Source organism: Ruegeria sp. C9, assembly GCF_056537585.1.
Genome location: NZ_JBQFRU010000005.1, coordinates 326,959 through 340,667, shown reverse-complemented (window position 1 = coordinate 340,667; position 13,709 = coordinate 326,959). Strand labels below are relative to the sequence as shown.

At 52.9% G+C, this 13,709-nt stretch carries 9 protein-coding genes; 6 read left to right on the top strand and 3 right to left on the bottom strand.

The genetic code is table 11. The features are described 5' to 3' along the window. Positions 1–39: 39 nt before the first annotated feature. On the top strand, positions 40–2,457 hold the full coding sequence (gene gyrB, locus ACR0NE_RS15165) for a DNA topoisomerase (ATP-hydrolyzing) subunit B (RefSeq protein ID WP_170597176.1): 2,418 nt from the start codon (positions 40–42) through the stop codon (positions 2,455–2,457). Between the two features lie 1,690 nt (positions 2,458–4,147). Here gyrB and ACR0NE_RS15160 read toward each other — a convergent pair. Then, a complete protein-coding gene (locus ACR0NE_RS15160; RefSeq protein WP_170597177.1) occupies positions 4,148–5,692 on the bottom strand; it encodes a ShlB/FhaC/HecB family hemolysin secretion/activation protein in 1,545 nt (514 codons plus the stop codon). Between the two features lie 124 nt (positions 5,693–5,816). Then, positions 5,817–6,116, bottom strand: a complete 300-nt coding sequence (locus tag ACR0NE_RS15155; RefSeq protein ID WP_170424639.1) for a hypothetical protein — start codon at positions 6,114–6,116, stop codon at positions 5,817–5,819. 569 nt (positions 6,117–6,685) lie between these two features. On the opposite strand from ACR0NE_RS15155, the gene ACR0NE_RS15150 reads away from it, so the two are divergent. The 4 genes from ACR0NE_RS15150 to ACR0NE_RS15135 all read left to right on the top strand — a co-directional run bounded on the left by ACR0NE_RS15150 (position 6,686) and on the right by ACR0NE_RS15135 (position 12,382). Next, entirely contained in the window at positions 6,686–7,201 is a 516-nt protein-coding gene (locus ACR0NE_RS15150) for a DUF805 domain-containing protein (RefSeq protein ID WP_170395437.1), read from the top strand. 74 nt (positions 7,202–7,275) lie between these two features. After that, entirely contained in the window at positions 7,276–8,046 is a 771-nt protein-coding gene (locus ACR0NE_RS15145) for a hypothetical protein (protein ID WP_170395439.1), read from the top strand. A gap of 1,311 nt (positions 8,047–9,357) precedes the next feature. Continuing rightward, positions 9,358–11,247, top strand: a complete 1,890-nt coding sequence (locus ACR0NE_RS15140) for an SLC13 family permease (protein ID WP_170597178.1) — start codon at positions 9,358–9,360, stop codon at positions 11,245–11,247. Between the two features lie 229 nt (positions 11,248–11,476). Continuing rightward, complete coding sequence (locus ACR0NE_RS15135) at positions 11,477–12,382, top strand: haloalkane dehalogenase (RefSeq protein WP_170597179.1); 906 nt, start codon at positions 11,477–11,479, stop codon at positions 12,380–12,382. A 32-nt stretch (positions 12,383–12,414) separates the two neighbouring features. On the opposite strand, the gene ACR0NE_RS15130 is transcribed toward ACR0NE_RS15135, so the two are convergent. After that, positions 12,415–13,302, bottom strand: a complete 888-nt coding sequence (locus ACR0NE_RS15130) for a LysR family transcriptional regulator (protein WP_170597180.1) — start codon at positions 13,300–13,302, stop codon at positions 12,415–12,417. Positions 13,303–13,406: 104 nt separating this feature from the next. Here ACR0NE_RS15130 and ACR0NE_RS15125 point away from each other — a divergent pair, with 104 nt between their 5' ends. Beyond that, positions 13,407–13,697: a putative quinol monooxygenase gene (locus ACR0NE_RS15125; RefSeq protein ID WP_170408604.1), complete on the top strand. Its 291-nt coding sequence runs from the start codon at positions 13,407–13,409 to the stop codon at positions 13,695–13,697. Positions 13,698–13,709 lie beyond the last annotated feature (12 nt).

Sequence of the window (13,709 nt, the reverse complement as noted above, 5' to 3'; positions counted from 1 at the left end):
AAACGTATAAGTTACCAAAATAATATAGGTACTAACGGCATGTCCGAAGACGCACAGGCACCCCAAGAATACGGCGCTGATTCCATCAAAGTTCTCAAAGGCTTAGAGGCAGTTCGCAAACGTCCCGGTATGTATATCGGGGATACGGATGATGGTTCGGGTCTGCACCATATGGTGTACGAGGTTGTCGATAACGGAATTGACGAGGCACTGGCCGGTCATGCCGACCATGTGACTGTAAAAATTCACGCGGATTCCAGCGTTTCGGTCAGCGACAATGGACGTGGAATCCCGGTGGATATCCACCCCGAGGAAGGCGTTTCAGCGGCTGAAGTCATCATGACCCAACTGCACGCTGGCGGTAAGTTCGACAGCAACTCGTACAAGGTGTCAGGCGGTCTGCATGGAGTGGGCGTCTCGGTGGTGAATGCGCTATCCGATTGGCTGGAACTGCGCATTTGGCGGGCCGGCAAAGAACATGTGGCACGTTTTGAGGGCGGTGAGACGGCGGAACATCTGAAAGTCGTCGGCGAGTGCGGCGATCGCACGGGAACCGAGGTACGGTTTCTGGCCTCGACCAACACGTTCTCGAATCTCGAATACTCGTTTGAGACGCTGGAAAAGCGCTTGCGCGAGCTGGCTTTCCTGAACTCAGGCGTGCGGATTATTCTGATCGACGAACGCCCTGCTGAGCGGCTGGAAACCGAACTGTTCTACGAGGGTGGCGTCAAAGAGTTTGTCAAATATCTCGACCGGTCCAAGACCCCGGCGATGCCCGAACCGATTTATATCAAGGGCGAGCGTGACGATATCGGCGTGGAAATCGCCATGTGGTGGAACGACAGTTATCATGAGACCGTGCTGCCCTTCACCAACAACATCCCGCAGCGCGATGGCGGCACCCATGTGGCTGGCTTCCGTGGTGCACTGACCCGGACGATCAACAACTATGCGCAGTCCAGCGGGATCGCGAAGAAGGAAAAGGTCAGCTTTACCGGTGACGATGCACGCGAAGGACTGACCTGCGTGTTGTCTGTGAAAGTGCCCGACCCGAAATTCTCGTCCCAGACCAAGGACAAGCTGGTCAGCTCTGAGGTGCGCCCGGCGGTCGAAGGTCTGATGAACGAGAAGCTGGCTGAATGGTTCGAAGAGAACCCGAGTGAGGCTAAGGGGATTGTCGGTAAGATCATCGAGGCAGCTTTAGCGCGCGAGGCCGCCCGTAAAGCTCGCGAACTGACCCGCCGCAAGACTGCGATGGATGTGAACTATCTGGCTGGTAAGCTCAAGGATTGCTCTGAAAAAGATCCGTCCAAGACCGAAGTTTTCCTGGTCGAGGGGGACTCGGCTGGTGGTTCTGCCCAGACCGGTCGGGATCGGCTGACTCAGGCTGTTCTGCCTTTGCGTGGCAAAATCTTGAACGTGGAACGGGCGCGGTTTGACCGGATGTTGTCGAGCCAAGAGATCGGTAACCTCGTGATGGCGCTAGGCACCGGCATTGGCCGCGACGAATTCAACATCGAAAAACTGCGTTACCACAAAATCGTCATTATGACGGACGCAGATGTTGACGGCGCGCATATCCGCACCCTCTTGTTGACCTTCTTCTACCGGCAAATGCCAGAGTTGATCGAGGGCGGGTATCTCTACATCGCTCAACCACCACTATACAAGGTTTCTCGCGGTAAATCAGAGGTTTACTTGAAGGACCAGGCCGCGCTGGATGATTATTTGATCAATCAGGGCGTCGAAGGCGCAGTACTTAAATTAGGCTCGGGCGAGGAAATCATCGGCCAGGACCTGACCCGCATAGTGGATGAAGCGCGTCAGCTGAAGCGAGTGCTGGACGCCTTCCCAACGCATTATCCGCGCCATATTCTGGAGCAGGCTGCTGTAGCCGGTGCCTTCGTGCCCGGCGCTGTTGATGCCGATTTGCAGGGCGTGGCCGACAAGGTCGCGGCGCGCCTTGACTTGATTGCACTGGAATACGAACGCGGCTGGCAAGGCCGCATCACACAGGATCACGGCATCCGCCTCGCACGCATCCTGCGCGGTGTGGAAGAAGTGCGCACACTGGACGGCCCCATGTTGCGCTCGGGTGAGGCCCGTAAAACCGGCAGTTTCACCCAAAGCCTGCAAGAGGTCTACAACACCCCCGCAACGTTGGTGCGTCGCGATCGGGGTCAAGTCATACACGGCCCGCTCGACCTGCTGCGCGCGATTCTGGAGGAGGGCGAAAAGGGCTTGTCGCTGCAACGCTACAAAGGTTTGGGAGAGATGAACCCCGATCAACTCTGGGAAACAACGCTGGACCCGGACGCACGGACCCTTTTGCAAGTACGCGTGGATGATATGGTTGAGGCCGATGATCTGTTCACCAAACTCATGGGTGATGTGGTAGAGCCACGCCGTGAATTCATTCAAAAGAATGCTCTGAGCGTGGAGAATTTGGATTTTTGAGCGGTTGTAGGTTTGCGCATAACACTTCGCACACCCCATAAATTTGCGCAGTTCGCCCACAGTTTTGCGCTGCGCGATTGTCGGCATTGGCGACGAATTCAATCAGTTTTGGCCTAGTCGTTGTGGTTTCGACCCTTTGCATTTCTCAATCCCGCAAAGGGCCACTCTAAGGAAACTTGGATTCTCGCGAAGGTCTGCGATGCGCAGAAAGCTGACATTGCAAAGTTGCCGTTCAAAGTTTCGCTTGCCCGACCTGACCGTCCCAGATGGTCGGAGGCTCTTCTTGGAAGTGCGGCACTTTAGATTGTTGGCCTAATTGAGGCAAATTTAGGTACAGAGTATTTTTGGGCTACGTCAGCCAACGTAAACGCCAGGGAATAAGGGTAATGCGAAATCCGATTAACCAGATGATAATTGACAAACTAGTGGTCGATTAATCTCATTGTCCGCGCAAAACCTACCATGCGAGCTTCAGCGCTGCTTTCGTTTAACCGAAATAATGCACCCAGAGTGTTTTGGATGCCGAGCAGGTACATCCCGGGCCATTGCGTCCACGTTTCCGAGGTGCCGCAACGCTCCGTTGTTCAGCAACACGCCTCGCCCGGCATCATACCGGCGCTGTCCAAATCCGCTGGCAACGCATTCCCAGTCTTCCTTGGCCGCCGCGTTGCGGAATCTCGGTAGGTCGTGCGGGTCATGTCGTCCAGGTGTTGCTGCGACGTGATCGTGTTTCTTCGCATTACTTTGGTGGGTTAAATGGTGGGTCACTTGTGTTGTGCTAGGTTGCTGGACACTACCGGTTGTCGGCCTCGGCTTGGGGCGCATGATTGTCACGACGCCTTGAGGTTTCGGATGTCCTGGGACGGCCACGTGAGTTGCCGTCGGTTTCGGCGTCAACTGTGGAACCTGGCTAGGAACCGCCGTGGGAACCTGATTGGGGGTTGCGGTTGGGGCAAGCGGTGGTGTCGCCGTAGTACCGCTGGGTTGCGGAACACGGCCGGGCACTGCGACCGGAATCTGGTTTGGTGTTGCAGTCGGGACGAGCGGTGGCACAGCAGTTTGTCCAGTGGGCTGAGGTGGGACCTGACCAGGAACTGCGACTGGTATTTGGTTTGGCGTTGCGGTTGGCACAAGTGGCGGTACCGCTGTTGGGCCGGTAGGTTGAGGCGGAACCTGGCCAGGGATAGCTATCGGAACTTGATTAGGAGTTGCAGTCGGAACTTGCGGCGGCACCGCGGTAGGACCGGTAGCCAATGGTGGAACCTGATTGGGAACGGCTGTCGGAACCCGGTTTGGTGTCGCGTTTGGTGCCAAAGGCGGAGTTAGCGTCGGCGCTACTATCGGTGTGGGAACCTGACCAGGAACCGCTATTGGCGTCGCAATAGGAACCTGACCGGGAATTGCGTTCGGTACCGCGCCCGGCGCAAGGACTGGAACAGTAACGGAAGTGGGTGTTTGCTGCGTTCCCTTAGGCGGCAACTGATTTGCCACCGGCTGAGTAGGGCCAGTAACTTGATTACCTGCCCCTTGCCCACCAGACTGCCCGCATCCTTGGCTCGACTGGTGCGGGTTCCCTACGCCTCGGCACCACCCGTAGTGATTTCCGCGGGCAACGACCTGGGTAGCGGCCAGTTCTGCGATCAAACAAGCTGCAGTAAGTAAAACAATGCGGTTCCGTTTCATAACATCCTCACCAACTTGTTGTCAGAGCAAGATACGCGCCAGGATCGCCAGATTCGGTTAAAGGGCCGTCTCTCAAAGGGACACCGACGTATCCGGACAGAAATAGGTTTCGCTTGAACTCGATGTCCAAACCCAGACCTGTGGATGCCAGTGTAGCATTATCAACTTCAAAACTCGCAGGGTCATTGTTCGAGATGTAACCCACGTCGAAAAAGGCAAAGGGCGTTAGCCGATGAATGCTCTGAGAGCTGGGGAAGTAGGAGTGAGATATTTCGAATATCGCAGAAATCCCGGAATCACCGTCTACTTCGTCAAATCGATATCCGCGCAAAGCATAACGATCACCAAGGAAGTACTCTTCAACAGAGGGCAACCGGTCTGTTGTGTACTGCCCCCAAATCTCGGTGCGCCAAGCTGTGTTGGGCGACAAGCCCGTAAGTGGGCTTTCGTATCCGACGCCGCCTCGTAGGTGCCAGAACGAAGAGTCCCCGTCGTCAAAGTTTGCGTCTGTGGTGTCGTTGTCATTGTCGCCAAAAGACAGTGTTAACCCGGCTTCAAGGGCTTGCCCTTTGGAATAGTTTTGCCCGTACAGATAGGTAAGGCCAACAACACTTGCGTCACTGGACAATGGAACGCCACCGCTAACAGAATCCGATTCTGAAAGGCGATAATCCAAAAGCAGGTATCCATAACGAGCAACATCGCGGATCACAGGATAACCCAACGCAAGGGTGAAGTTCTCGCCGTCAATATCTGTTCTGGCAAAGTCCCCTGAAATGTCGCGTTTTGCGTTGACGTTCCCATAAAAAATCTCACCGTATAGACCATTGCTGTTCAGCGGCGTGCGATAGGTAAGAGCGCCCCACAATGAGTGTTCATCGTCTTTGTCCCAATTGTAATTGCCTGATCCCTCAAATCGCAGCAAATCTCCGACGGTCAGCGTCGAATAAAACTCTTGTACGACATAAAAACTAAGCGCTTCTCCAAGCTCACGCGGAGGGTTGTCGAGTGTCGCACTACCGGCTTGTTTTCGCAGTGGCTCTCCCAATACTCTCAGCCGAGCACCAGTCTGATCCGGGTAATCAAGTTCGGTCGACAATTCCAAGTCAGGTATGTCCTCGGCCAGCATCACTGCCCGCTCAAATCGTTTCAGCGTTATGGGATAGGAGGTGGTGAGGGGCTGAAAAATCTTCTCTAGTGATTGGAATGTACGCGTATCTACACCTTCAATTTCGATGGTTTGAATGCGCCCTTCATTAACAATTATGCTCTGCCCATCAGGACCGGGCCAGGCCTCAGCCAAAAAATAACCGTCTTCTCGGTAGATCTGAGTGATCGTTGATGCGACGTCCACCGCTGTGATGCGCCCTGACCGATTGAAGGCCAATTGACCGGCAAAAGTTAACAGCTCATCCGTATCATACACCGTTACGCCGTTGACCGAGTGCCGTGATGCTATGTCCCAGGTTTGTGCAATGCTGTATTTTGGAACCGAAACAATGGCCACAAAAGTGCAAATGATCGCAATTACAACTGAGTTGGTTACGGGCATTTTCTACAACCTTTGCATGATTGAGAATGTTAGAGCCTAATCCTATTACGAGGTTTGAATGTCTGAGCTTGCCGTTATTCAAATTTGATCACGACTGGTGCTTTCGAGATACACAGCAAACAGACTACAATGCGCCTTCGTCGCCCAGGAACTCGATACCAGCGGTCGCGCCATCACTGTAGGCAATGCAATTCCAAGGAGCACGATCCTCGCCAACACCGACAGTGACTTGTGTTCCAGCCTCGCTAAACGCGGATGAGAGCACAACGACTTGCGAATTGTTCGTCGTCTTGGCTACATCTCGCAAACATGCTTGCTGAGCCGGTGTGAGCTCGGCGGACGCACTGGATGTACTCGTGTCGTCACAGGCCGCAAGCATTGCGAAACAAGTTGCGCCTGAAATCATCACCATCTTGTTGGTCATTTTCTTCTCCCTCTGGGTCCGTTGAAATTAGTGAAATTGGATGCGTTTATTTGAAGCTCTCGCGTCTGCGCAGCCAATAGAACTTACCTCGATCCTTTGACTATCTTTCCCAAAACTTGCCGCGTGGGGCTTGCTCGGCGGAACAACATTTCGTTGACCATCGGGGCCGCCAACAACGTGTGAAGGCCGAATGACGACACTGGCGAAAGCTAGAACAAACTCTGGAAAGAGGGGGAGTACGTTAAGCTTCAGCATCGCGTCCTCCCAATGCTTGATCTTTGTTTGAGGGCCTCCGACCGCCAGCACTCACTCCAGCAGTCGGAAGGGCCCGACAAATCGGGCGACAGCGACATCAACGGAGGTAAAATGAAAGTTATGTCGAATTCGCATGTTTGAATCTATTTTTTCATAAATCAACATTTTTTCCGCGCGTAAATTTCTCTACGCTCTCGTACGATAGGCCTCTGCATTCAAACAAAAAGGTAAGTGAGAGCATCCATACAGGCGAGTTTGTTCTTCTAGGTGGCGAAACGTTTTGAGGCCGCACAGAGATTAAGAAAGGAATGAAAATGGGATTTATTGAGGCCGTTAAAACGTGTTTTTCAAAATACTTCCAGTTCTCCGGCCGGGCTATACGTTCGGAATACTGGTGGTTCTTCTTGTTTGTGGTTCTCGTGAGTGCTGCTTTGGCTGTGCTGGATACGATCCTATTCGGGACTAACCCCGAGACAGGGCAAGGATCTCGGGTTCTGTCCTCTGTTTTTCAACTGGCTGTTCTCATACCTATGCTGGCCGCCGGTTGGCGAAGGCTGCATGATACAGGACGACCTGGCTGGTATTTGCTGCTGCCGATGGCGCTCAGCATTACAACGCTTTTTGTTATGCTGGGTGGCGTGGCGTTCTTTTCGGTATTGGAGCAAGGGACCGAGAACCCTGACGCATTACGAGGACCCGCGGCAGTCCTGGGCGTGACCGGTATTGTTGTTGTCTCAATTCTTCAATTGGTTCTGTCCATTCTGATGATCTGGTGGTTGACGCGCCCTTCGGAAGAAGGCGCAAACGAATACGGCGAACCTGTTTCCTGACCTGGTTGCCGGGGCAATTGGCCGGAATCTCAGGCTGAATGACAGTGCGAACCGTAACACCATGGAGAGAGAAAATGAGTTTCAAAACGATTTCCACTGGGACGCTAATGATGGTTATGGCGACCACTGCATCAGCGGAGTGGTCGTTCAACTCTGGGCCTATTCCCAATGCATTTATTCAAACCGGAAACATGACGCTGGAACTTCAGTGTAACCGTATTCGCTTTGCTCCGGCTGGATATGAGGACAGCCAGGACATTACGGACAAGCAGGGGCTTTCCATTCGTTTCTTGAAGAACGGAGCCACCGAAGTTGGAGCATTTCAGGTTGGCGCAGAAAACGCTGCCGTACAGATCGTTGATAACTATCCCGTCGAGGTCAGTTTCAATAGTCAAGAGGACTATGGTTTTGTACTGGGCCAGCTTGCGGCCAATGCATCGGTTAACCTGTCGATGATTGATCAAGATGTCAGCTACGGAATCTTTGACTTGAAAGGTTCCAGCGCGGCAATTCGGTCCCTTCGTTCCGCCTGCGATTCAGATCCTAGCCAGCGGTCCTCCTACGAACCCCCCGAAGGCATCGTATATTGTGGTGGCGGAGCGATAGAGCGCGTGATCGAACCCGTAATTTTGGACAACTCGGGGGAAGAGTGGGACGCGCGAGTAACAGTCAACGGCGAGTCGATCAGAGCCATGACTGCTTACAGTTACTTCGGAAATTCTGAGCCGCCAGCCGGATTTGTCGTGGCCCTGCTTGGGGAGGACAGGTCCGAGTTTCTGATTTTTAACGAAGGCTCGGCAAACTGGCTGGAATATGGGGACTACCGATATGATCAGTGCAATTGATACCTTGTGCCAACCAGCTTTCCAAATAGCGCGTCAGATGAAGTGTTTGGTCGCCGGGATTGTGCTTGCTTCGGGCCTTGTTTGGACCTCACCAGATGTCGCGGCTGATGTATCGCGCCTTACGCCCGGTTTGCAGGCGAAGGTTGATCTGGCGGCACGAGCCTGTGCGGAATTCAACGACGCTCAATTTGACTTAGATTGGGGTGCGGTTGAGAAGGTCGATCTCGACGGAGACCTACAACGCGATTGGGTTCTGAATGAGTCCGGTCTTGCGTGTTCAAGCGCCGCCTCTCTTTTTTGCGAAACGGGGAGTGCATGTCGCACTTCCTGGTAGAAGAGGAGGCTCATTCCTTGCTCAATCAAGGCTGGACTGTTGCTGATTTTGGGCGTCAACGCGTTGTCCTCGCAAACGTCCATGGATCCAATTGCGACGGAATAAATCCCACGTCATGCGTCAGCGCCAGTGCTTGGGATGGCCAAGCAAACACTTGGCGCTCGTCTGCTAGTTATTGGGAGTAAGTTGCATTTGGGCATCGCAGATAAACCTGAGAGCCTGTTTGTTCAACGAGTTCTATGTAGCATGCAAACTTATGGGCAAATCGTGCAGACTTATGCGCAAATACCGCGCAGAGTTATGGGCGAACTTCCAAGATTTTTTTAATGAAATCAATGTCGGCATTGCAGCGTTATGAGCGCACCTACAGCGGTTTGTAGGGGCGCGAATAGCTTTGCATTTCGTCTAAAGAATTGCGTATTTGGACCAAAGCCTTGGGTGCAACAGCCACCCATTGAATTTGGCATCCAAAGATAATTCTGCACAGTGCAAATTTTAGTTGGATTCATGCCATGATCATGGCTCACGTGAAGCTTGAAGTCTGCCGCTTCCAGCTCAATGCAGCCTTTCGCGGTGCGACCCGCAACAGTATTCCGCAGTAGAGAAGATCAGGATCGTGCTGGACGGCCTAAAAGGCGAGGACAGCAATGCAGAGCTGAGCCGTCGTGAGGGCATCGCGCAGAGCGTTCCCTACTTGGCAAGTATAATTGACTGGATATGAATGATAACGATACGGAAAATCCATTTGTGTGTATTTTAGAAAGTGTGAAAGTTCATTTCGCATTGTGATGCTTAGTTAGGCTTATGAATTTGTCATCTACCTCTCTTTGGGTTGGCAGAATCCAGGTTTCAGCAGATACCGCGCCCGAAAAAGCGAGCCGCGTAAGCAAGCCCAATGTCTATTGGCCTTATCTGCCGCGCAGAGTTGGTCCTTCGTATTTGCTGGTAGTCAGGTAACGTTGGTTTGGGAGTAAGATATGGAATTACCAACACTAACGTACGAAATGATAGCCGTGCTGAGTCTATTGTCTTTTACGGTCTTACTTTTTGTTACCGAAATCATACGGATTGATGTCGCAGCGATTCTCGTAATGGTGCTGCTTGGTGCGCTGAGCTATCTCCCTGGGCTAGGTAATCTTGCAGATGTATCCAAGCTCTTTGAAGGTTTTTCTTCGAACGCTGTGATGTCCATCATCGCAGTTATGGTAATTGGGGCTGGGCTTGATAAGACCGGACTTATGTCAAAGGTTGCGGCCTTGATCCTCAAGAATGGTGGCACGACTGAGGCCCGGATTATCCCAATTATATCAACAACGGTTGGTGTCATCAGCTCTTTCATGCAGAACGTCGGAGCTGCTGCGCTTTTCCTTCCTGTTGTCAGCCGCATCTCAGCACGTACAGAAATCCCGATGAGTAGATTGCTGATGCCTATGGGGTTTTGCGCGATACTCGGTGGTACGATTACATTGGTCGGGTCATCGCCCCTGATCCTGTTGAATGACCTGATTGTTTCAGCAAACTCATCCCTTCCGGCTGACCAACAAATGGAGACATTTGGGTTGTTTTCCGTCACGCCTATCGGTGTGATGCTCGTGCTGACAGGGGTGCTTTACTTTGTACTATTTGGTCGTTGGGTCCTCCCAGCGCAGCGGGAGCGTGGGGAAGACGCAAGCTCAGCCCGGTCCATGCAGACCTATGTCGAAAACACCTATGGGCTTAGGGCCGATATGTTCGAGATACGTGTTCCTGAAGGTTCGATCATCATCGGGCAAACGCTCGCAGATCTAATGGTCGCCCATAACATGTACATTCTTGGCACATCTTATCGCGGCCACAAGGTCATCGCGCCGATGGCTGATACCAAGATCGAAGCCCCGGCGCGGCTTGCAGTACTTGGCCTGCGTCGGGTGGTTGAGCAACAGTTCGCTGAGCCTTACGGATTAGAGATCCTACCCCAACTAGATGTCTTTGCGGATGATTTCGCCGCGACGCAGTCTGGGGTGGCCGAGGTTGTTATTCCGCCCGGTTCTTCAGTGATCGGCCAAACTCCGATTGATCTGCGCCTCCGTCAGACACATGGTTTGTCTCTGCTGGCCATTCAGCGCGGCGAAGAAACACTGAGCCATGTAGAAACCGAAGATCATTCAGCAACGCATATCGGACAAGTCCCTTTGCAGGCCGGTGATACGTGTGTGGTGCACGTGCAGTGGGATCGTCTGACACGACTGAAGTCAGACAGGGATTTCGTCGTTGTCACCTCGGACTTTCCCCAGGAAGAGTTGCGGCCGCACAAGGTCGGCTGGGCGCTTGCCTTCTTCCTAATAGCGTTGAGCCTAATTCTGTTTTCAGATCTGCGCTTGTCGTTGTGCCTATTAATTGGCGCTGTTGGCATGGTGTTGAGCAGGGTGCTCTCGATTGACGAAGCCTACGAGTCGATTAGTTGGAGTACAGTTTTTCTACTCGCTTCACTGATCCCGTTGGGCCAGGCAGTCCAGAGCACCGGCACTGCGGATTGGATTGCCGCGCATGTGTTGGCCCTCCTGAAGGGTTGGCCGATCTGGTCGTTGCAAGCAGGTATAGCCGTTTTGGCAACGGCATTCACCCTGGTCATGTCCAACGTAGGTGCGACCGTCCTGCTGGTGCCGTTGGCGGTTTCTATTGCGGTATCGGCGGGTGGTAACCCGGCTGTATTCGCCCTCACAGTAGCAATTTCAACGTCCAACTCATTTTTGATCCCAACACACCAGGTGAACGCGTTGATCATGGGCCCAGCAGGCTACCGGGTGGTGGATTTCGTTCGCTCCGGTGGAATTATGACTCTCCTTTTCTTGGTTGTCTCAATGACCGGGCTTGCGATTTTCTTCTGAGCCGCCTCTCGGCGATCCGTACAGAAGAACTCGCAATATAAGGTTTTTGAGACCAAATTTTTGGGCGCGGATTCAAAACGTCTGCAAAAAGGGCCTCCTCCGCGAGGGACCGAAGTAATGTGTCCAACTCAACCAAACCTGAAGTCGGTATACGCTGGAACTGGACCGTTCTTGTTTTATCGATCACTGTTATTGGACCAAGACCGTCGGCATTTTTGGAGAGTTCACGATGAAGTTCCTTCGTACACCGGACCATCGGTTTGACGGGCTGCCAGATTTCAACTTTGGCCCGAACTATCTTGATGTGGATGACACCGAGGGAAGTCTTCTCCGACTGCATTATTTGGACGAGGGACCGGCTCATGCATCACCAGTATTGTTGATGCATGGAGAGCCAACCTGGTGCTTCCTTTACCGGCGCATGATTCCGTTATTCAAGGACGCTGGCCATCGAGTTCTGGCTCCTGATTTGATTGGGTTTGGAAGGTCGGATAAACCAACAGAGCGATCCGACTACACCTACCAACGCCATGTAGACTGGATGTCCGAGTGGTTGCGGAAGGTTGACCTGACGGGCATCACGTTGGTTTGCCAGGACTGGGGTGGTCTAATAGGCTTGCGGTTGGTTGCGAGTATGCCCGAGCGGTTCTCGCGCGTAGTTGTGGCAAACACGGCCTTGCCCACCGGTGACGCACCCTTGGGTGATGCATTTCTTTCATGGCGGGAATACTCACAATCCGTACCCGCATTTAATTCGGGACGCATCGTATTCGGCGGCACGACATCTAAAATTTCAGAAGAAGAGGTCGCAGCCTACAACGCACCATTCCCGGATGCGCGCTATCTGGCAGGCGCTCGCGAGTTTCCAGTGTTGGTGCCCGACACACCTGATAATCCAGCTTCTGAAGCCAACCGAGCCGCATGGGAAACCCTCAAGACCCTCAACACCCCGTTTCTGACTGTTTTTGGAGAAGACGACAGGGTTATGGCGGGCGTAGACAAACTGTTCCAAAAGTCGGTCCCTGGGGCAGTTGGTCAAAATCATATCCTTGTGCCTAGAGCGGGGCATTTCATCCAAGAAGATGCTGGCACTGAGCTAGCACATGCAACTTTGAAATTCATTGAGCAGACATAGCAGCTATCAGATTAGTGTCTTCCCCTGCGGCCTCAACTCACACCAAATTTGCGACGCAAATGCTCAGCTAAGGCTGTTATGCGACGTGGTTGGGCCCGGCTCGGTGGAAACATCATTTGCAAAGGTTTCGGCGGTGGGAGGAAGTCGCGCAAGACAGAAACAAGTCTGCCAGATCGAACATCGTCGCCCACATCCAGCTCGGACTTCAATACGACCCCATGGCCTGCAATCGCCCAATCGCGGATGAGTGAACCATCATTGACTATTCGATTTCCCTTTACCGAAACGCGCTGGGCATTTGGTCCTGATCCAAACTCCCAAACGTTGTCGATCATGTCGCCAAACCTCATGATCAAGCAGTTGTGGTTTAATAGATCTTCTGGTTTTTCAGGCGTTCCAAATGAGGCCAGGTAACTTGGGGACGCACAAACGAAACGTTGGTAGCTTCCCAGATTTCGCAACCTGAGCGAGCTGTCTGTGATGTTGCCGAAGCGAACGGCGAGGTCAAAACCCTGGCCTACGAGGTCGACATAACCGTCCGAGAGGGACAGTTCGATTGAGACGGCAGGGTTCTTTTCGGTGAATTCGGCAATAACCTCGGAAACAAAGCTCCGTCCCAAGTCAATGGGCGCGCTTATGCGAATTGGACCAGACAGAGTTTCGGCGCCGTGCCGAACAAGTGTGTCCAGGTCCGCAACCTCACTGAGAACGTTTCTTGCTCCATTAGCGAGTGTCCGGCCTTCTTCGGTCAGGCTAATGGAACGGGTGGTGCGGTTGAACAAAACCACGCCGTAATGTGCCTCCAGAGCCGCGAGCCGTTCGGACACTGTCGTACTCGACAACCCTGTCTCGCGCGCCGCGGCCACCAGACTGCCTTTCTCGGCTATGGTCAGAAACAAGCGAAGATTGTCTAAAAGCATTAAACGGAATTTCCGGATTATATGTTCGATCTTGCCCTGTTTATCCCGAAGGAGCTGCGGCGTAAATCTTGCGCATCGCTCAATAACACAAGGGATCTATTCCAATGGCCAAGCTGACAATCGTCGCCAACATCAAAGCCAACCCTGACAAAATTGACCTCGTAAAGGCCGAGCTGATCAAGCTCATCGACATAACCCGAGCCGAAGAGGGTTGCATCAACTATGACCTGCACCAGGACAACGACAACCCGGCTCATTTCGTGTTCTACGAAAATTGGGAAAGCCGAGAGCTTTGGCAAACCCACATGGGTGCTCAGCACCTTGCGGCTTACCTGGAAGCAACAGAAGGCGCCGTTGCAGAATTCGCCCTAAATGAGATGACAGTCATCGGTTGATAAAGAACCGGA